The organism is Streptomyces sp. SLBN-118, from assembly GCF_006715635.1.
Taxonomy (GTDB): Bacteria; Actinomycetota; Actinomycetes; order Streptomycetales; family Streptomycetaceae; genus Streptomyces.
In genome coordinates this window covers 1,714,007-1,734,149 of record NZ_VFNP01000002.1, presented here as the reverse complement: position 1 = coordinate 1,734,149, position 20,143 = coordinate 1,714,007, and the positions used below count along the sequence as shown (strand labels likewise).

General features: G+C 68.6%; 17 protein-coding genes and 1 tRNA gene. 8 read left to right on the top strand and 10 right to left on the bottom strand.

The features are described from left to right. Positions 1-38 precede the first annotated feature (38 nt). The 5 genes from FBY35_RS26550 to FBY35_RS26530 all read left to right on the top strand — a co-directional run bounded on the left by FBY35_RS26550 (position 39) and on the right by FBY35_RS26530 (position 6,554). A complete protein-coding gene (locus tag FBY35_RS26550; protein ID WP_142216491.1) occupies positions 39-374 on the top strand; it encodes a chorismate mutase in 336 nt (111 codons plus the stop codon). Positions 375-401: 27 nt separating this feature from the next. After that, positions 402-1,010: a DUF6879 family protein gene (locus FBY35_RS26545; RefSeq protein ID WP_142216490.1), complete on the top strand. Its 609-nt coding sequence runs from the start codon at positions 402-404 to the stop codon at positions 1,008-1,010. After that, positions 998-3,487, top strand: coding sequence for an aminopeptidase N (pepN, locus tag FBY35_RS26540; protein ID WP_142216489.1), 2,490 nt, complete (start codon positions 998-1,000; stop codon positions 3,485-3,487). Before FBY35_RS26545 ends, pepN begins: the two co-directional genes overlap by 13 nt. A gap of 260 nt (positions 3,488-3,747) precedes the next feature. Further along, complete coding sequence (locus FBY35_RS26535; RefSeq protein WP_142216488.1) at positions 3,748-5,148, top strand: aminotransferase class V-fold PLP-dependent enzyme; 1,401 nt, start codon at positions 3,748-3,750, stop codon at positions 5,146-5,148. Next, complete coding sequence (locus tag FBY35_RS26530) at positions 5,145-6,554, top strand: lysine N(6)-hydroxylase/L-ornithine N(5)-oxygenase family protein (protein ID WP_142216487.1); 1,410 nt, start codon at positions 5,145-5,147, stop codon at positions 6,552-6,554. The genes FBY35_RS26535 and FBY35_RS26530 overlap by 4 nt, the downstream gene beginning before the upstream one ends. Here the strand turns inward: FBY35_RS26530 and FBY35_RS26525 are convergent, their stop codons facing one another. Then, on the bottom strand, positions 6,555-8,348 hold the full coding sequence (locus tag FBY35_RS26525) for a bifunctional UDP-sugar hydrolase/5'-nucleotidase (protein ID WP_142216486.1): 1,794 nt from the start codon (positions 8,346-8,348) through the stop codon (positions 6,555-6,557). 154 nt (positions 8,349-8,502) lie between these two features. On the opposite strand from FBY35_RS26525, the gene FBY35_RS26520 reads away from it, so the two are divergent. Together FBY35_RS26520 and pyk are read left to right on the top strand one after the other, a co-directional pair. Beyond that, a complete protein-coding gene (locus FBY35_RS26520; RefSeq protein ID WP_142216485.1) occupies positions 8,503-9,213 on the top strand; it encodes an SIMPL domain-containing protein in 711 nt (236 codons plus the stop codon). A gap of 169 nt (positions 9,214-9,382) precedes the next feature. Continuing rightward, positions 9,383-10,816: a pyruvate kinase gene (pyk, locus tag FBY35_RS26515; RefSeq protein ID WP_142216484.1), complete on the top strand. Its 1,434-nt coding sequence runs from the start codon at positions 9,383-9,385 to the stop codon at positions 10,814-10,816. 31 nt (positions 10,817-10,847) lie between these two features. Here pyk and FBY35_RS26510 read toward each other — a convergent pair whose 3' ends face one another. Both FBY35_RS26510 and FBY35_RS26505 read right to left on the bottom strand, forming a co-directional pair. After that, positions 10,848-11,630: a helix-turn-helix domain-containing protein gene (locus FBY35_RS26510; protein ID WP_142216483.1), complete on the bottom strand. Its 783-nt coding sequence runs from the start codon at positions 11,628-11,630 to the stop codon at positions 10,848-10,850. An 81-nt stretch (positions 11,631-11,711) separates the two neighbouring features. Next, positions 11,712-11,794: transfer RNA gene (locus tag FBY35_RS26505), tRNA-Leu, on the bottom strand. A gap of 95 nt (positions 11,795-11,889) precedes the next feature. Between FBY35_RS26505 and FBY35_RS26500 the strand changes: the two genes are divergently transcribed. Next, complete coding sequence (locus FBY35_RS26500) at positions 11,890-12,540, top strand: ANTAR domain-containing response regulator (protein WP_142216482.1); 651 nt, start codon at positions 11,890-11,892, stop codon at positions 12,538-12,540. A 78-nt stretch (positions 12,541-12,618) separates the two neighbouring features. Here FBY35_RS26500 and FBY35_RS26495 read toward each other — a convergent pair whose 3' ends face one another. From FBY35_RS26495 to FBY35_RS26460, 7 genes are all read right to left on the bottom strand, one after another. Beyond that, positions 12,619-13,335, bottom strand: coding sequence for an ABC transporter ATP-binding protein (locus tag FBY35_RS26495; protein WP_142216481.1), 717 nt, complete (start codon positions 13,333-13,335; stop codon positions 12,619-12,621). Further along, a complete protein-coding gene (locus tag FBY35_RS26490) occupies positions 13,335-14,237 on the bottom strand; it encodes an ABC transporter ATP-binding protein (RefSeq protein ID WP_142216480.1) in 903 nt (300 codons plus the stop codon). Before FBY35_RS26490 ends, FBY35_RS26495 begins: the two co-directional genes overlap by 1 nt. Before the next feature lie 3 nt (positions 14,238-14,240). Continuing rightward, positions 14,241-16,067, bottom strand: coding sequence for a branched-chain amino acid ABC transporter permease (locus FBY35_RS26485; protein WP_142216479.1), 1,827 nt, complete (start codon positions 16,065-16,067; stop codon positions 14,241-14,243). A gap of 5 nt (positions 16,068-16,072) precedes the next feature. After that, positions 16,073-17,002 carry a branched-chain amino acid ABC transporter permease gene (locus FBY35_RS26480; protein WP_142216478.1) on the bottom strand — a complete coding sequence of 310 codons (930 nt, stop codon included), beginning with the start codon at positions 17,000-17,002 and terminating at the stop codon, positions 16,073-16,075. A 97-nt stretch (positions 17,003-17,099) separates the two neighbouring features. After that, positions 17,100-18,332, bottom strand: a complete 1,233-nt coding sequence (locus tag FBY35_RS26475; RefSeq protein ID WP_142216477.1) for a branched-chain amino acid ABC transporter substrate-binding protein — start codon at positions 18,330-18,332, stop codon at positions 17,100-17,102. Positions 18,333-19,206: 874 nt separating this feature from the next. Continuing rightward, positions 19,207-19,602, bottom strand: coding sequence for a hypothetical protein (locus FBY35_RS26465; RefSeq protein WP_142216476.1), 396 nt, complete (start codon positions 19,600-19,602; stop codon positions 19,207-19,209). A 49-nt stretch (positions 19,603-19,651) separates the two neighbouring features. Then, on the bottom strand, positions 19,652-20,122 hold the full coding sequence (locus FBY35_RS26460) for a PaaI family thioesterase (protein ID WP_142216475.1): 471 nt from the start codon (positions 20,120-20,122) through the stop codon (positions 19,652-19,654). Positions 20,123-20,143: the final 21 nt, after the last annotated feature.

Sequence of the window (20,143 nt, the reverse complement as noted above, 5' to 3'; positions counted from 1 at the left end):
GTGATCGGCCCACGCCGGGCGACGTAAGCTCGATGACCATGACCACGAGGGACATCGACGAGGGCGTACGCGCCGAACTGAACCGGCTGCGCGAGAGCATCGACAACATCGACGCGGCGGTCGTCCACATGCTCGCCGAGCGCTTCAAATGCACTCAGCAGGTCGGCCACCTCAAGGCCCAGCACCATCTGCCGCCGGCCGACCCGGAGCGTGAGTCCCGCCAGATCGAGCGGCTGAGACAGCTCGCCGAGAACGCGAAGCTGGACCCCGCCTTCGCGGAGAAACTGCTGAACTTCATCATCGCCGAGGTGATCCGCCACCATGAGCGGATCGCGGATGGGCCTCTCAACGGCGAAGGAGGCCCGGGGGAGTAAGCCTCCGAGGTCCCTGATCGAACCTGCATGGCCCGCAGGCTGCGGATGCTCGGCACCAACTCCAAGACCGGCGAATGCCCCACCCTGTACGAGGCCACCGAGGCCGGCGAGTTCCCTGCAGGGCTGCACCGTCACCGGCCCCGAGGTTCTTGCGCACTATTGGCCACCACCCCGGACAACCTGGCCGCGGGCGAGGACATCCGATACATGCTCCGGTCGGACGCGGTCCGGCTTGGCCTGCCGGACTTCGACTTCTGGCTGTTCGACTCCCGCATCCTGGTCCGCTGCAACTGGGACGACGCCAACCGGCGCATGGAGCTGACGACCGATCGGGAACAGGCCGTACGCGCCTGCCAAGGGCGGACGCGGCCTGGCACCATGCGCTGCCGTACGAGGAGTTCCGCGGTCGGCTTCCATGGCGTGGGCGCTGCCGGTGCACGGCCCCGTGCGTCGCGCCGCGTGCCAACAGGCAGCCCCCTCGTCGGCCTGGTGGCGTATGTACGGGCTGAGCAGCGCGACCCGTCCGCCCACGCGTCCGACTCCTCAGTCCCAGCCGTCCCGTGCGCTGACAGCGAACCCGATACCCCGTGTGCGGGACGGCCCCCATCAGGCAGCATGGCCCCATGCCCGTACTGACGCGCGACGAAGCGCAGACCCGAGCCCAGCTCCTCGACGTCCACCGGTACACGATCGACCTCGATCTCACCGGCGGGGAAGAGACCTTCGACTCCCGGACCGTCATCCACTTCACGGCCCGCGCCACCGGGGACACCTTCGTCGAGCTCAAGCCCGCCGTCCTGCGCTCCGTCACCCTCGACGGACAGCCCGTAGACCCCGAGTCACTCCTCGAGAACCGGCTCGCGCTCACCGGCCTGAGCGCCGGGGAGCACGAGCTGCACGTCGATGCCCAGATGCGCTACTCCCGCACCGGCGAGGGCATGCACCGCTTCACCGACCCCACCGACGGCGCGGTCTACCTCTACACCCAGCTGTTCATGGAGGACGTCCAGCGCGTCTTCGCCGCCTTCGACCAGCCCGACCTCAAGGCCGTCTTCGAGCTCTCCGTCACCGCCCCCGAGGGCTGGACCGTCCTCGGCAACGGCGTCGCTACCCACCAGGGCGACGGCAAGTGGACCTGCGCCCCCACCCAGCCGCTCGCCACCTACTTCGTGGCCGTGGCCGCGGGCCCCTGGTACTCCGTACGCACCGAGCACGCCGGACTGCCCTTCGGCCTGCACTGCCGCCGCTCGCTCGCCCCGTACCTGGACGCGGACGCCGACGAGATCCTCGAGATCACCCGACAGTGCTACGACCGGTACCACGAGAAGTTCGAGGAGCCCTACCCCTTCGACTCCTACGACCAGGCCTTCGTGCCCGAGTTCAACGCCGGTGCGATGGAGAACCCGGGCCTCGTCACCTTCCGTGACGAGTTCGTCTACCGCTCCGCCGTCACCGACACCGAGCGGCAGACCCGCGCCATGGTCATCGCCCACGAGATGGCCCACATGTGGTTCGGCGATCTCGTCACACTCCGGTGGTGGGACGACATCTGGCTGAATGAGTCCTTCGCCGAATACATGGGCTACCAGACCCTCACCGAGACCACCCGCTTCACCGACACCTGGGTCGACTTCGGCATAGGCCGCAAGTCCTGGGGTTACGACGCAGACCAGCGGCCCTCCACCCACCCCGTCGCCCCCGACCCGGACGCCGTCCCCGACACCGCGTCCGCCATGCTCAACTTCGACGGCATCTCCTATGCCAAGGGCGCCTCCGCCCTGCGCCAGCTGGTGACCTGGCTGGGCGAGAAGGACTTCCTGGCAGGCATCAACACCCACTTCGCCCGGCACAAGTTCGCCAATGCCACCCTCGCCGACTTCATCGACTCGCTGGCGGGCGCCACAGACCGCGACGTGCACGGCTGGGCCGAGTCCTGGCTGCGTACGACCGGCGTCGACACGCTCACCCCGACCGTCTCCGAGTCCCAGGGCACCTGGTCGCTCACGGTCGCCCGCGACGGCAGCCGCCCGCACCGCATCGCCGTCGGCGCGTACGACACCGACCCCGTGGACCCCGGCCGGCTCGTCCTGCGCGATCGCCTCGAACTGGACATCCCGCAGAACGGGAGCGGCCCCCACCCCGGCCGCCGCCCGGCCCTCGTCGTCCTCAACGACGGCGACACCAGTTACGCCAAGGTCCGTCTCGACGCCACCTCCTGGAACACGGCCGTACGCTCCCTCTCCGGCATCCCCGACCCGCTGACCCGCACCGTCGTCTGGAACGCCGCCCGCGACATGGTCCGCGACGGCGAACTCGCCCCCGCCGCCTACCTGGAGGCCGCCCGCGCCCACCTCCCGCGCGAAACGGACCTCGCGGTCGTCCAAGGCGTCCTCGCCTTCGCCGCGATCCAGCTCGCCGACCGCTACCTCCCCGCCGAGGAGCGGCCCGCCGCGCTCGGCGTGATCCGGGGCATCTGCCGCGATCTGCTGCGTCGCACCGAGGACGGCAGCGAACCCGGCCTCCGGCTGACCGCAGTACGCCACTTCATCGACGCGGCCGCGCAGCCCGAGACGCTCCAGGAGTGGATCGGCGACGGCAGCGTCCCCGGCGGCCCCGAACTGGACCCGGAGCTGCGCTGGCGGATCTTCTATCGCCTCGCAGTCCTCGGCGCGACCGACGACGCGGCGATCGCGGCCGAGCTGGACCGCGACCCCAGCGCCACCGGCCAGGAAGGCGCGGCCCGTTGCCGCGCCGCGCTGCCCACTGCCGAGGCGAAGACGGCGGCCTGGCAGCGCCTGTTCACCACCGACACGCTGTCCAACTACCTCTTCACCGCCACGGCTCAGGGCTTCTGGCAGCCCGAACAGGCCGATCTGGTACGGGAGTACGTCGCCCGCTACTACCAGGACTCGGTTGCCCTCGCCGCCCGCCGCGGCCCCGCCATCGCGGAGGCCGCCGGCCGCTACGCCTTCCCGCTCCACGCGGTGGACGAGGAGGCGCTGACCCTGGGCGAGGAGTGCCTGCGCAACACGGACATGCTCCCGGCGCTGCGCCGCAAACTGGTCGACCAACTGGACGACCTCCGCCGCGCGCTGTCGGTGCGCGCGGGCTAGGGCGGGGGCTGCGCTTCGGACCTCCCGCGCCTCGAGCGCCGGCGGCAATTTCAGCCCGCCGGCGTTTGAGGCCATGCGACCGAAGGCCGCACAGGGGGCCTGGAGCGAAGCACCAGTTCGGGCAGTGGCGGGGTGGGGAACAGACCCCGGCGCAGCGGAACCCCCACCACACCCCACCTATACCCCCACCAATACCCCTTTCGGGTCCGGATCGTTGAGCAATGCGGGCACCCCGCCCCCGCGCTCACCGAAGGACCCGCATGAGTACGCCGCTTCCCGGGCGCCCCGCCCTAGCCGGGGGTACCGCAGGCCCCGACGCCCTGCGGCCGCTGCTCGCCGTCGTGCTCGACGCGCTCGGCGACGGCGCGGCGGCCCGCGGCGGCCCGCTCCCGGGCGGCGGCCCGCAGGCCGTCGCCGCCCGGGTGCGCGAAGCCGTCGAGCCCGTGCTCCCCGACCACGGCACCGGCGCGGACGAGGCCCTGCGTACCCTCGTCCGCACCCTCGCGCACGGCGCCGCCGACCCTGCGAACCCCCTGTGCGCAGCCCATCTGCACACCTCCCCCCTCGCACTCGCCGTCGCCGCCGATCTCGCCGCGTCCGCCCTCAACCCGTCCCTGGACTCCTGGGACCAGGCCCCGGCCGCGTCCGAGCTGGAGGCCCTGGTGAGCCGGGCACTGGCCGCGGAGGTCTACCCCCGCCATCAGGACCCGGACGCCCTGGTCACCACCGGCGGTACCGAGTCCAACCTGCTCGGCCTGCTCCTCGCCCGCGAACGCCACGGCGCCCTCCAGGTGATCTGCGGGGCCGCCGCCCACCACTCACTGCACCGCGCCGCCTGGCTGCTCGGCCTGCCCGAACCGGTGACCGTACCCTCGCCCGCGGGCGTCCTGGACCTCGCCGCACTCGACGAGGCCCTCACCGATCTGCCCGGCCCCCGCCTCGTCGCAGCGACCGCCGGAACCACCGACACCGGGCGGATCGACCCACTCCCCGAGATCGCCGACCTGTGCGACCGCCACGGCGCCGAACTCCACATCGACGCCGCCTACGGCGGACCGCTCCTGTACAGCGAGCAGCACCGCACCAAACTGAACGGTCTCGACCGCGCCCACTCCGTCACCCTCGACCTGCACAAGCTGGGCTGGCAGCCGGTCGCCGCCGGCCTGCTCGCCGTCCCCGACCGGACACTCCTGGCGCCCCTCGCCGTCCGCGCGGACTATCTCAACGCCGACGACGACACCGAGGCCGGCCTGCCCGATCTGCTCGGCCGCTCCCTGCGCACCACCCGCCGCCCCGACATCCTCAAGATCGCCGTCACCCTCCGGGCACTCGGCCGTACCGGCCTGGCCGCGCTCGTCGACCGCACCTGCGCCGCCGCCGGACAACTCGCCGACCTGATCGAGAAGCAACCGCAACTGGAGCTCTACGAACACCCCACCCTCACCACCGTGCTCTTCCGGCCCGCCGCGGCCGGCGACGAACAGACCGCCGCCATCCGCCGCGCCCTGCTCACCAAGGGCCGCGCCGTGCTCGGCCGGGCCCGCGCAGACGGCCGCCTGTGGCTCAAGGCCACCCTCCTCAACCCCCACGCCACCCCCGGCGACCTGACCGCTCTGATCCAAGAAGTCCTGATCGAACTCGTGGAAGGCACCCCCCGATGACCGGCACGCCCGCACCAGAACCCGACCAGCCGCACGACCTCGTGGGCATCGGCATCGGCCCCTGCAACCTCTCCCTCGCCGCCCTCGCCCACGGCGTCCCCGGCGGCCTCGCCACGGCCTTCTACGAGCGGCGGCGCGCCTTCAGCTGGCACCCCGGCCTCCTGATCGAGGGCACCACGCTCCAAGTCCCGTTCCTCGCCGACCTGGTGACCCTCGCCGACCCGGCCAGCCCCTGGTCGTTCCTCAGCTACCTGCGCTCCCGGGACCGCCTCTTCCCCTTCTACTTCGCCGAGCGGTTCCACATCCAGCGCGCCGAATACGACGCGTACTGCCGCTGGGCCTGCGACAGTCTGCCCGGGCTGCACTTCGGCCATCAGGTCGACGCCGTCCGCTGGAACACCGAACGCAACCTGTTCGAGGTGGACTTCACCCAGCTCGACGCCGACGGCGAGGCCGAGGCCCTGGGCCGCGCCTACAGCAGACACCTCGTGCTCGGCGTCGGCACCGAGCCGTACGTCCCCGGGCCGCTGCGGCCCCTCGCCGATGCCCCGGCCGTCCCCGTGATCCACTCCTCGGACTATCTCGCCAACCGCGAACGGCTGCTGGCCGCCGGGCACATCACGGTCATCGGCTCCGGCCAGTCCGGCGCCGAGGTCTTCCTCGATCTGCTGCGGGCCCGGCCGACCGGGGTCGAGAAGATCCACTGGCTGGCACGTACGGAGGCCTTCGCGCCGATGGAGTACTCCAAGCTCGGCCTGGAGCACTTCACCCCCGACTACACCCGCTACTTCCACGCACTGCCCGAGCAGACCCGCGACGCCCTCCTCCCGCGCCAGTGGCAGCTCCACAAGGGCATCGACGCCGGCACCCTCGCCGCCATCCACGACGAGCTCTACCGCCGCACCCTGAACGGCAGCTGGCCCGACGCCGTCCTCACCCCCGGCGTCACCGTGCGCACCGCCGGCCGCGTCGCCACCAGCAAGATCGAGCTGCATCTGGAGCACTGCCAGCAGGGCACCCGCTCCCGGCTCGCCACCGACGCCGTGGTGCTCGCCACCGGCTACCGCGAGCGCCCCCTCGACCGGCTGCTGGCCGGCCTCGACCCCTGCCTGCGCAGAGACGCCTCCGGCCGCCCCCGCATCGACGACCGGTTCCGGCTGATCCTCGACCCCCCGGTGAGCGGCTCGGTCTACGTACAGAACGCCGAGCACCACACCCACGGCGTCGGCGCGCCCGACCTCGGCCTCGCCGCCTGGCGCAGCGCGAGCATCCTCAACTCCCTCACCGGCACCGAGCCCTACCCGCTGCCGCAGCGCACCGCCTTCACCAGCTTCGGCCTGAACCGGGAACAGGCCCGCCCGGCGCACATGCCTGCGAGCCTGCTCCCACTGGTGGAACACTCCTGATCAGAAGACCGGCGTACCCTCACGGGTCAGCTTCCAGCCCACCGTGGCGAACTGCGCCGGATCGACCGAGCCCTTCGCCTTCACCCAGTTGATGATCGTGTTGCGGATCTCCTCCGAATTCGCCCACAGCTGCTGGGAGCGCGCGACATGCGGGAAGTTCCCGCCGCCGCTGGCCCGGTAGTTGTTGACGGCCAGCACGAACTGCGCCGCCGGATCGATCGGCTTGCCGTCGAAGGACAGCTTCACGATCCGCGAACCGGCCGGCTTGGCGATGTCGATCTCGTACGTGACACCCGAGAGCGCGTCGTAGTTGTAGTCGGGGGTGTTGTCCGCATTGGTCAGCTTGGCCGTGTCGACCGGACCGCCCGCCGGCGTCTGCACGTAGTAGCGCGCCGAGAACTCCAGATAGTCCTTGATCTGCGCGCCCGTCAGCAGCCGGGCCTCAAGGGTGTTCTCGAAGACATAGAGCCCCGCCGCGTCCCGGATGGTCACCTGGCCCGCCGGGATCGCGGCCGTACGCGAGAAACACGAAGCCTGCGAGAGGACGGGCAGCGCGGCGTACTGGCCGCCCGCCAGTGCCCCATTCACCGTCTCCGCCTGGACATGGTTGATCAGGTCGATGATCGGCTCGTCCTTCCACGGCGCATCGGCCGTGGTCATGCTCGCGGTGGAGGTGCCGATGACCTGGTTGACGTAGGCCACGACCTTCTTGTGCTCGTCGCCGAGCAGCCGGGTGATCTTGGGGTCCTCGTCCGCCGTGTTGGAGTTCAGGACCTGCGCGCCAACCTTCTCGACCGTCCAGCGGCCCTTCTCCCACACCAGATCGAAGTCGAACAGGGTCAGCCGCTGGCCCCACTTGAGCGGCTCGGAGAGCACGACCTTCTGGCCGGTCTCCTTGTTGGCGACGAAGTACTCGGCGATCTCGGTGTGCGCGTGGCCGACGAGTATCGCGTCGATGCCGGGCACCTGCTCGGCCACCAGACCCGCGGCGTTCTCGATGTACGGGAGCTGGTCCCCGTAGGAGGACGTGCCGCTGGAGCCCGAGTGCGCCGAGACGATCACCACGTCCGCGCCCATCGAGCGCAGCTTCGGCACCCACTTCGCTGCCTGCTCCTCAAGGCCCGGGAAGACCATCTTGCCCTGGACGTTGGCCTTGTCCCAGATGGCGATGCCCGGGTTGGTCAGGCCCAGCACCGCGACCTTGACGTCACGGCCGTGCGGCGTGCACAGACGGTGCATGCTGTACGGCCGGAAGGCCGGGCGGAGCGTCTTGGCGTCCAGCGCGTTCGCACCGAGCAGCGGGAAGTCGCACTGCTCCTCGAATTTGCGCAGCACGGGGATGCCGTAGTTGAACTCGTGGTTGCCGAGCGCCGCCGCGTCGTACCCGATCGCGTTCATGGCCTGCGCCATGGGGTGCACCGGACCGCGCCGCGCGGTGATCGGGTCGACCTTGGCGTAGTAGTACGAGAGCTGGGTGCCCTGGATGGTGTCACCGGCGTCGATGAGGAGCGTGTTGCGCCGGCCCTTCTCCTCGCGGATCTTGTTCACCAGCGTGGAGATCTTCGCCAGGCCCACGTCGTTGTGGGTCTTGTCGTCGAACTCCTTGTCCGTGAAGTAGTCCCAGTTGAAGACATTGCCGTGCAGATCGGTGGTGCCCATGACGGTGAAGGAGTACCGCTTGGGCGGACAGGGCCGGCCCGTCGCCGCTGCGGGGGTGGCACTGGCTCCGGCAAGCGCGACACCGGCGCCGGTGGCGGCGGACGTACCCAGGAACGTCCTTCGATCGAGCGGCATTTCGTCTCCCTCTTGAGATGGCACAACGCGCGTAGATTCTGGCGCAGGAGCCACCTCCCGCAACACCCCCTGCGGGTTTCCATCTGGTGACCGCCGGTTGTCGGACGCGGGTGGGAGAGTGTCGGTGACGACCGCGACACGAGGGAGCCCACCCGTGACCACCGACACACCCACCACAGCCGCTCCCTACGGCACCCCGGAGACGCCACGGGTCGCCGTCCGCGGCGAGGCACGGCTGGAGTTCGACCCGGAGATCGCCAGAATCGGCGTCACGGTCAGCGCTCGCGGCACGGACCGGCGCAGCGCACTGGAAGACCTCACCCGGCGCAACTCCACCGTTCTTGAACTGATCAAGTCGTACGGCGAAGCCGTGGAGAAGCTGGAGACCGGCGCCTTCTCCATCACGCCCGAACTGACCCGGCACGGCCGCGGCGAACGAGTCCGCGCGTACTACGGCCGGGTCCACATCACCACGGAACTCACTGACTTCACCGCCCTCGGCGAACTCACCACCCGCCTCGCGGACCTGGAGCTGACCCGCGTCGACGGCCCCTGGTGGGCCCTGCGCCCCGACTCACCGGCCCATGGGGAGGCCCGCCGTCAGGCCGTGAAGGAGGCCGTCCAGCGGGCCCGTGAGTACGCCGAGGCACTGGGCGCACGGCTGGCCGCCTTGGTCGAGCTCGCCGACCTGGGTGCGGAGAACGCCGTGCCGTACGGAATGCCGCAGGCCCCCGGCATGCGCATGGCCGCGTACGGCGGCGCCGAATCAGCCGAAGCCGCTCCCGCTCTGGATCTGGAACCCCAGCGCCAGACCGTCTACGCGCAGGTCAATGCCCGCTTTACGATGACGCCGCCACAGCTGTGACGGAGTGTGATCAACGGGTCGGCCGAGGGGCGTGCTCCGGCGGCGCGGAATGCTCATCGGAGCGCTCCCGCGCACAATTCAACACTTGTCAATAGCCCTTCACGTAAAGGTTGTTGAGTGGTCATGCGGGACCAATTCTCTACCGGCCGGTAAGCCCTAGGCTCGACATATGCGCCGAGCAAAGATCGTCTGCACTCTTGGGCCCGCCACCGACTCATACGACCAGATCAAGGCACTGGTCGAGGCCGGAATGGACGTCGCCCGCCTCAACCTCAGCCACGGCACCTACGCCGAACACGAGGAGCGCTATCAGCGCGTCCGCAAAGCGTCCGACGAATCGGGCCGCAGCGTCGGCGTTCTGGCCGACCTTCAAGGTCCGAAGATTCGCCTCGGACGCTTCCGTGAAGGTCCCGTACTGCTTGAACGCGGAGATGAGTTCACCATCACCGTCGAGGCCACCGAAGGCGACCGCCACATGTGCGGTACCACCTACCAGGGCCTCGCCGGGGATGTCACCATCGGTGAGCGCATCCTCGTCGACGACGGCAAAGTCGCCCTGGAAGTCACCGCGGTGGACGGCCCGCAGGTCCGCACCACCGTCGTCGAAGGCGGCATGATCTCCGACCACAAGGGCCTCAACCTCCCCGGCGTCGCCGTCTCCGTCCCCGCCCTCTCCGAAAAGGACGTCGAAGACCTCCGCTGGGCCCTGCGCATCGGCGCGGACATCATCGCGCTCTCCTTCGTACGCAACGGACGCGACATCGAAGACGTCCACCGCATCATGAACGAGGAAGGCCGCCGGCTCCCCGTCATCGCTAAGGTCGAGAAGCCGCAGGCCGTCGACAACATCGACGACATCGTGGCCGCCTTCGACGGCATCATGGTCGCCCGCGGCGACCTCGGCGTCGAAATGCCCCTGGAACAGGTGCCGATCGTCCAGAAGCGCGCCATCAAGCTCGCCAGGCGCAACGCCAAGCCCGTCATCGTGGCGACCCAGATGCTCGACTCAATGATCGACAACTCCCGGCCCACCCGCGCCGAGGCGTCCGATGTCGCCAACGCCGTCATCGACGGCACCGACGCGGTCATGCTGTCGGGCGAGACGAGCGTCGGGAAGTACCCCGTCGAGACGGTGAAGACGATGAGCCGCATCGTGGAGGCGGCCGAGGAGGACGTCCTCGCCAACGGCCTGCCGCCACTGACCGAACGCAACAAGCCCCGCACCCAGGGCGGCGCTGTCGCCCGCGCGGCCGCGGAGATGGGCGACTTCCTGGGCGCGAAGTTCCTGGTCGCCTTCACCCAGTCCGGCGACACGGTGAGGCGCCTGTCCCGCTACCGCTCCCCGATCCCGCTGCTGGCCTTCACGCCGGACGCGGCCACCCGCTCCCAGCTCAACCTCACCTGGGGAGTGGAGACTTTCCTCGGCCCGCATGTCGAATCGACGGACGCGATGGTCGCCCAGGTCGACGAGGAGCTGCTGAAGATCGGCCGCTGCAAGAAGGGCGACATCGTGGTGATCACGGCCGGTTCGCCGCCGGGAGTCGCGGGCTCCACGAACCTTGTGCGGGTGCACCACATCGGCGAGGACGACAGCCCCAAGTAGCTGTGGGGACGGCTGTGTTGGGGCCGGAGTATCAGTACTTCGGCCCGACGTGCAGGTCCATGAGGGCGACGGAGGCGCGCTTGGCTACGGAGATGTTGTACGGCTTCCATGCGCGGGTGCAGTGCTTCCACTCAACGCCGACCTTGTCGAGGGTATCGGTGTAGAGCTGCCGGATGTCGTCCGAGACGTTGGTGAACCAGTAGCGCGGGTATTCGTAGCGCTTCCGCTCACCGCCGACGAGGCGAGTGGTCCAGTTCATATTCCTGCATCCGTCCGAATGGACCAGTCCACGAATGAACTCCCACGGGTTGGTGTCCACTATCTCCTGCTGCCAGGGCTCCAGGATGATCGGTCGCTCGTGCTTCATGCCTGTTCCGTGCTGGGGGAACAGGCACCACAGGTGGTTCGAGTAGACCTTCACATTGCGGCACCCGGTCCTGCGGACGCGACAGACCGAGTTGTCAGGGAAGACTGCGCGCATCGCGTGCTCGCACTCGTCCATCAGGCCTGGCCAGGACTCGGCGCAGGTAATCATGAGGCTCGGGGTTCTGTGGCCTGAGTACTTGATGATGTGCCCGTCCCCGAGGTAGAGCCCCAGGAGATAGGAGTAGGCCGCCTCGTCGAGTTCCCGGCCGTCGCATCGAGGGCAGTCGCGTTTGCCCGGACACTCCCCGCGTTCTGCGCGATCCACGTGCAGCCAATAGCCGACAGCGCCGGGCGGGACATCCAGTCGGCTGGCAACGTCCGCATTCCTAATGCCACCTCGCAGCAGCGCGAGGGCTTGCTGTCGCACCTCTGTGCCATGGAAGTTCATGCTCGCCACTCTGTGTCACGCGTCGTGGCGATGTGTAGCACAAAGCGGATGTTCACGAGAACGTGAACATCCGCTCAGGAGTGCCGGGTGTGGGATTCGAACCCACATGTTCTTTCGAACAGATGTGTTTGAGACATCAGCGTATGCCGTTCCGCCAACCCGGCCAGGCCGTCCGTCGGAAGTGTACCGGGTGACCATGGCGAGGTTCAGCTAGGTAGGCTCATGCCAGCGATACCTGCCCTGCACCGAGGAGCCCAGCGTGACCGCCCCCGACTCGCCCCAGCCCCCCGCCGACGACGCGTCGCACGTCCCTCCGCTGACCACCCGCGTCGTGATCGCCGAGGACGAGGCCCTCATTCGCCTCGACCTCAAAGAGATGCTGGAGGAAGAGGGCTATTCGGTCGTCGGCGAGGCAGGTGACGGTCAGCGGGCCGTCGAGCTCGCCCGGGAGCACCGGCCGGACCTGGTCATCCTCGATGTGAAGATGCCCGTCCTGGACGGGATCTCCGCCGCCGAGAAGATCGCCGAGGAGTCCATCGCGCCGGTCCTGATGCTCACCGCGTTCTCGCAGCGCGACCTTGTCGAGCGGGCCCGGGACGCCGGTGCCATGGCGTATCTGGTGAAGCCGTTCAGCAAGAGCGACGTGGTTCCCGCCATCGAGATGGCCGTTTCCCGCTTCACGGAGCTCAAGGCTCTGGAGCAGGAGGTCGCGGACCTCTCGCAGCGGCTGGAGACGCGCAAGCTCGTCGACCGAGCGAAGAGCATCCTTCAGACGCAGTACGGGCTCAGCGAGCCGGCCGCGTTCCGCTGGATCCAGAAGACGTCGATGGACCGGCGGCTGTCGATGCAGCAGGTCGCGGAGGCGGTCATTGAGGACGCGGAGGAGAAGAAGGCGGCGAAGGAGCAGTAGGGCATATGGACCAGTAGGGCATACGGAAGGGCCCGCACCCCCTGAACCGGGGTGCGGGCCCTTCCGCTTGTGTGCGGCTCAGTCCTCGCCGAGGTACGTCTTGCGGACGGACTCGTCGTGGAGCAGCTCCCGGCCGGGGCCGGAGAGCTTGATGCTGCCGATCTCCATGACGTGGGCCTGGTCCGCCAGGGAGAGCGCGGCCTGGGCGTTCTGCTCGACGAGCAGAATGGTGGTGCCCTGGGCCTTGAGCTCGACGATCGTCGCCATGATCTTCTGCATCATGATCGGGGACAGGCCCATGGAGGGCTCGTCCAGCATGAGCAGCTTCGGCTGCGACATCAGCGCCCGCCCCATGGCGAGCATCTGCTGCTCGCCGCCGGAGAGGGTGCCTGCGGCCTGCTTCCTGCGCTCTCCCAGGATCGGGAACAGGTCGTAGGCGCGCTGCATGTCCTTCTCGATGCCCGCCTTGTCGTTGCGGAGGAACGCGCCGAGGCGCAGGTTGTCCTCGATCGACATGCGCGGGAAGATGTGCCGCCCTTCGGGGGAGTGGGCGAGCCCGAGCGAGACGATCTGGTGGGCAGGCACCTTCTTGAGGGACTTGCCGTTGAACTTGATCTGGCCGCCGACGGGCTTCAGAAGGCCCGAGAGGGTGCGCAGCGTGGTGGTTTTTCCGGCGCCGTTGGTGCCGATGAGGGTGACGACCTCGCCGGCTTCGACGCTGAACGAGATGCCCTTGACGGCCTCGATCTTGCCGTAGGCGACGCGCAGGTCCTCGACTTCGAGAAGTGCGGTCATCAGTCGTTCTCCTTGCCTGCGGACCCGGTGGATCCCGGGGTCCCGGTTTCGGCCGCTTCCACTTCGGCCACTTCTTCGTCGCCGGGGGCGCCTTCGAAGGGCTCGCCGAGGTAGGCGGCGATGACGCGCTCGTCACCCTGGACGGTCTCGCTGTCGCCTTCGACAAGCTTTTCTCCCTGTACGAGTACCGCGACGCGGTCGCACAGGTTGAAGATGAAGCGCATGTCGTGCTCGATGACGAGGACGGCGATGCCCATGTCCCGGATGGCGAAGACGAGTTCTTCGGTGGCCCGGGTCTCCTGCGGGTTCATGCCGGCGGTGGGCTCGTCGAGGAGCAGGAGGCCGGGTTCGCTGGCCAGTGCGCGTGCGATTTCGAGCTTGCGCTGCTCGCCGTAGGGGAGGTTGCGGGCGAGGTGTTCGGCCTTGTCGGCGAGGCCGATGAACTCGAGGAGTTCCATGGCCCGGGCCCGGGACTTGGCTTCTGCCTTGTGGAAGCCGGGCCCGCGGAGGAGGGCTGACCAGAGGCCTTCCTTCGTACGGGTGTGACGGCCGACGAGCACGTTCTCCAGGACGGTCATGTTGCCGAAGAGGCGGATGTTCTGGAAGGTGCGCGCGACGCCCGCCGCCGTGACCTTGAAGGACTTGGCGGGGAGGACGGTGCCCTTGTAGCGGACCTCGCCCTCGGTGGGGATGTAGAGGCCGGTGAGGCAGTTGAAGAAGGTGGTCTTCCCCGCGCCGTTGGGGCCGATGAGGCCGACGATCTCGCCGCTGTTGACGGTGAGGTCGACGGAGCGTACGGCGGTGAGGCCGCCGAAGCGCATGGTGACGCCGCGGGCGTCGAGGACCGTCTCTCCGGGCGCGGTGGCCGGGGCGGTGCCCTTCGTGGTGGTGTCGGTGGTCATGTATCAGACCCCTGTCTTGCTGAGGACTGCGGGCGCTTCCTCGGATTCGTGGAACTCGAGCTGGCGGCGCCGGTTGGGGATGAGTCCCTCGGGCCGGAAGCGCATCAGGAGTACGAGCGCGAGGCCGAAGGCGAGGAGCTGGTAGTCGCCGAGGAACTGCAGCTTGGCCGGGATCAGGTAGAGCAGCGCGGCGCCGACGAGCGGTCCGCTGATGGTGCCCATGCCGCCGAGGACGACCGCGGCGAGCAGGAAGGCCGAGTTCGGCGGGACGACGTGGGCGAACTGGTACTGCTCCGGCGTCACGGTGTAGGTGACGTGGGCCTGGACCGTACCGGCGAGGCCGGCGAGGGTCGCACCGAGGGCGAACGCGATGAGCTTGACCCGGAAGCCGTTGATGCCCATGGCGAGGGCCGCGGTCTCGTCCTCGCGGATGGCGATCCAGGCGCGGCCGATGCGGGAGTCTCCGCTGCGGCGGAAGACCACAACGACGATCAGGGTGATCAGCAGCATCAGGAAGAAGTAGTTCGCGAACCGGCCGATGGTGACGCCGAAGATGCTGTGCTCGATCCCGAAGTCGAAGCCGAACATCTCCAGGTTGGGGATCGAGGAGATGCCGTTGGACCCGTTGGTGATGTCGGGGCCGGAGGTGCCGTCGAGGTTGTTGACGGTGATCCGGAAGATTTCACCGAAGCCGAGCGTCACGATCGCGAGGTAGTCGCCGCGCAGTCGCAGGGTCGGGGCGCCGATGAGGACGCCGAAGACCATGGATGCGGTGGCGCCGACGAGGACCGCTCCCCAGAAGGGAAAGTGGACGTCGAACGGCGAGGACGGCGATCCGGAGACCATGGCCGCGGCGTATGCGCCGACGCCGAGGAAGGCGACGTAACCGAGGTCGAGGAGTCCGGCGAGGCCGACGACGATGTTCAGACCGAGGGCGACGGTGGCGAAGATCAGGATGTAGACCCCGATGGTCGCGTACTGGTCGTCGGCCTGGGTGAAGGGGAACGCCGCGGCCGCGGCGAAGGCGCCTGCCATGGTCACCGTGCGGTGGCGTGCGGTGAGCACGGACACCTGGCTGACGAGGCCGGCCTTGAAGAGGGAGGCGAAGCCGAAGCCGGCGGTGATGAGGAAGCCGACGAACAGCTCGTCGTACTCGGTGCCGATGCCGTACGTGAAGACGACCAGGCCGAAGCTGAGTGCCGCGACGATGATCAGGATCTCGACGTAGGAGGGCATCTTGCGGGGGGCGGGTGCGGTGCCGCTCGCGAAGGCTGCCTTGAACGTCGCGAAGGAGCCGCGGGCGTTGTGCCGGAACGTGTCCCAGCCGGAGTCGTCGGGGTCTGCCGGGTCGGGCGCGGGGCGCTCGAAGGGGAGCGCCAGGGCGCCGATGAGGCCGGTGAGGGTCGCGAGGCCGGCGATGAAGCCGCCGGGCTCGAGGTTGGCGAGCCCGCCGAGCTGGTAGCTGATGGCGATCAGCGTGAACCAGGTGGTGGAGAAGGCGGCCAGTGAGGAGAGCCTGATGGAGGCGTCGGCCCCTGCGGGGGTGAGCCACTTCAGGCCCTTGACCCCGTACGAGGAGAGGCCGAACAGGGTGGTCAGGGCGCCCGCGATGAGGACGAGCCACTGGAGGCCGCCCGGGTATCCGTAGACGGTGAGGTCGCCGGGGAAGGCAGCTGTCCAGGTCCACGAGAGGAACGTGGAGACGACGGTGAGGGCGCCGCCGCCGGTTGCAAGCGCTCGCGCGGTGCTCGGCGGAAGGGCGATGAGGCCGGACTGTGCGCTGTCGGCCGGGGTCCGCGGGGTGTCCGCGGTGGTGGTCTGTGTCGTCATCGGTGTCACGCCCTGTCCGCGACGCGCTCGCCGAGGAGGCCTTGTGGCCTGACGAGGAGCACGACGATGAGAAGTACGAAGGCCCAGACGTCGGCCCAGGACTGGCCGCCGAGCTGCTGCATGCCGGGGATGTCGTTGATGTAGGCCGTGGCCATGGTCTCGGCGATGCCCAGGGCGAGACCGCCGAGCATGGCGCCGTAGATGTTGCCGATACCGCCGAGGACGGCCGCGGTGAACGCCTTGAGGCCGAGGATGAAGCCCATGCGGAAGTTCACTTCGCCGTACTTGAGGCCGTACGCGACGGCTCCCACGGCGGCGAACGCGGCACCGAGGGCGAACGCGACCACGATGATGCGGTCGGTGTTGATGCCCATGAGCTTGGCCGTGTCCGGATCCTGGGCGGTGGCCTGCATACCGCGTCCGGTGCGGGTCTTCATGACGAAGAACGCGAGGATCGCCATGCAGATGGGGGCGGCTATCAGCAGGAAGACGTCACCGGTCTGGATGGTGATCGAGCCGAGGTGGAAGGGGCCACCTGGGATTTCGGGGAAGGTACGGGAGGACTTCGCCTCGGGGTACCAGGCCCACACCGCCTGCTGGAGGGCGAGGGAGAGCCCGATGGCGGTGATGAGCGGTGCGAGGCGGGGCGCGGTGCGCAGCGGTCGGTAGGCGAAGCGTTCCGCCCCGACGGCGATAGTGGTGGCGACGATGATCGCGCCGACCAGCATGAGTGGCAGGGCGAGCCACATGGTGGTGCCGGTGGGAAGGATGAGCCAGACCGTGAGAGCCCCGAACCCTCCGGTCATGAAGATCTCGCCATGGGCGAAGTTGATGAGCTGGACAATGCCATAAACCATCGTGTACCCGATGGCGACGAGCCCGTACATGGATCCCAGTAGCAGGCCGTTGACCAGCTGTTGCGGCAGTTCGTGCACCGCAGGTCCTCCGAGTCTTTCGACGGATGTGACACCGCGCGGGGCGCTTGTCTTGCGGGGCGCCCCGCGCGGCAGGTGAGGTGTTACGGAGTGACGATCAGCCGGCGAAGGTGCCGGACTTGACGGCCTTCCAGGCGGTGCCCTCGTACTTGTAGACCGTGAGCTGCTTGTTGGTGGCGTCGCCGAACTCGTCGAAGGAGACCTTGCCGGTCACACCGTCGAAGGAAACACCCTGAAGTGCCTCGATGACCTTGGCGCGCGCGTCGGAGGGAAGCTTGCCGTCGTTGCCCTCGACGACCTTCTTCACGGCCTCGATGATCGACCACGCGGAGTCGTACGAGTAGCCGCCGTAGGCCTCGTAGGCCTCCTTGTAACCGGCCGCCTTGTAGTTGGCGACGAAGTCCTTGGCCGAGGGGAGCTCCTCGACCGGCGCGCCGACGGAGGTGGCGAGGTCGCCCACGCCCTCCTTGCCGGAGAGCTTGATGAAGTCGGCGCTGTAGATGCCGTCGCCGCCGGCGAGCGGGATGGCGGCACCGGACTTCTTGATCTGCTTGCTGAGCGGGCCCGCGACCGGGTACTCGCCGCCGTAGTAGACGACGTCGGCCTTGGAGCTCTTGATCTGGGTGACGACGGCCGCGAAGTCCTTGGTGTCAGGGTTCACGTGCTCGGTGCCGGCGACCTTGCCGCCGAGCTTCTCGAACTCCGCCTTGAAGGTGGCGGCGAGGCCGGCACCGTACGTCTTCTTGTCATCGATGATGAAGACGTTCTTCTTCTTGGCGTCGTTGAAGAGGTACTGCGCGGCGAACGGGCCCTGGATGGCGTCCGTGGTCGCGGTGCGGAAGTACGACTTGTACGGCCTGGCCTTCTCGCCGCCGTTCCACTTCGGTCCCTGGGTCAGGGCCGGGTTGGTGTTGGCGGGCGAGACCTGGGCCAGCTTGGCGTCGTCGAACACCTTCTGCATGGACTCGGCCACGGAGGAGTTCAGCGGGCCGACGACACCGAGGACGTCCTTGTTGGCGACGAACTTGGTGGCGTTCTGCTGTCCGGAGGACGGCTGAGCCTGGTCGTCGAAGGCCTCCACCTTGAAGGTGACGCCCTTGACGTACTTCTTGGCGTTGGCCTGCTTGGCTGCGAGATCGACAGAGTTCTTGATGCCGAGACCCAGTGCGGAGAGCTCACCGGTCAGAGGGGCATCGACGCCGATGACGACCGTGGTCCCCCCGCCGCTCTCGGCCCCACTGTTCTTGTCGTCGCGCGAGCCACAAGCGGTGAGCGTCAGGGCTCCCGCGGTGAGCGCAGCCGTGATGGCTACAAGCGAACGTTGACGCACGATCAGTCCTTTCACCTGGCACGGCCGCCCCCTGTGGGACGTACCGAGTCGAGCGCTGGAACCGAACTGAAGGTAATCCGGTGGCGCGGTGACTGGCGGTGACTCTAAGCGCGGTATTGGGGGAGGTGGAGTGGTCTGGGCAAGGATGTGACGCTCTTGTTATGCCGCGGCGTAATGGATAGCGGATTTCCGTGGGTGGAACGGGGGATTTCAGACCGGTTCGTCTTGTCCGCATGCTGAGAACGCGCAGGACCGTTTGTGGGTTTGAGTCCTGACATTTGATCTTGAGGGCACGCACTGCCAACCGCCCTGGCCAGGTCTCGGGCGTACCGATCGCCCAGAATGTAACTGTGCTCTTGCATTGCGCGCGCATTACGCAGGGTTACGTCAAGGAAGGGGAGACCGGCATTCCGTGCCACTGTTCGGCATTCCGACACATGAACCGTGACGAGTACTTTGCGTGGCTTTCCCGTACTCACGGTGAACGGTGTCGCGGGTTTGCTCGAGACCCACAGGCCTGCCGAGGTCTGCGTGATTCGCTCAACCGTTACCGGGGGTCCGGAGGCTGTACTGACAGTGACGGTGAAGTCGAACGAATCGTCCGCCGTGACCGGCCGGGCAGGCGCCCCGTAAGCCAGCACGACCGCTTGCGAGGGCCAGGGCGTCGGCGGCGGCGGAGGTGGCGTCGGGCGGCTCATATAGAGGTATGACGCGCCCGCGGCGAGGATCCCCGCCAGGGCGCCGCCGACGACGGCGGGGCGGTGTCGCGCCGCGAAGTCCGCCGCTCGGCCGTGCGCGAGCCGAAGCGGGGATGGAGCGGAGGCGCCGTCCGGCGCGTATGTGCCATCGCCCGGCTCGACCGGGCCGACTCCGCTCATTGCCAGGGGCCTCCAGTGGGGGTCCCGCCACGGTAGCGCTCAGCGCACCGTGCCGCAGCCTGACTGTCAATCAACTTCCTTGCTGCATCCGCCCCTTGGCGCCTCTGCTCGGCGCGGGCGGCGGCGGTCACGTCCAGCAGGATCTGGTTCTGTCCGCCGGACAGGCCCATGGCCTGGTAGTCCAGATTGGCCGACTTGCCCCCGTCGAGCACGACTCGTGCCCAGTGGGATATCAGCTGCTCGCACAGCTTCTCGGGAGGCGTCGCCCGGGGCGAGGGACCGGCGTGGCTCTCGCTGCGCGAGCCGCCCCCGCAACCGGCGAGGGCGGCGATCGCGAACGCGAGTGTGCACACGAGCAACAGCGCGCCCCGGGGCGGTGGTCCTGGCCTCATACGAGGAACGCTAGACGCCGGGCCCGGGGCGCGACAATGGCCGGGCGCGTCAGCCTCCGGCCGGACCCGTGGCTTCGCGCAGCAGACACGTCAGCCGCGCCGTGCAGACCCGCTTGTCCTGCTCGTCGGAGATGACGATCTCGTACGTCGCCGTGCTGCGGCCGCGGTGCACAGGTGTTGCCACGCCCGTGACCATGCCGGACCGGACGCCGCGGTGGTGCGTGCAGTTGAGATCGACGCCGACGGCGATCTTGGCGGTCCCGCCGTGAAGCATCGAGCCGATGGAGCCGAGCGTCTCCGCCAGTACGGCGGAGGCGCCGCCGTGCAGCAGGCCGTACGGCTGAGTGTTGCCCTCGACCGGCATCGTGCCCACGACGCGCTCCGCCGAGGCCTCGACGATCTGGACGCCCATGCGGTTGCCCAGATGTCCGGCGGAGAAGAGCGCGGGCAGGTCGACCCCGAGCTCTGCGTATTCGTCGATGACCTCTTGCGGGAACTTCACGGTTCTCTGCTCGCCCATGGGGGTCCGGCTCCGATCTCA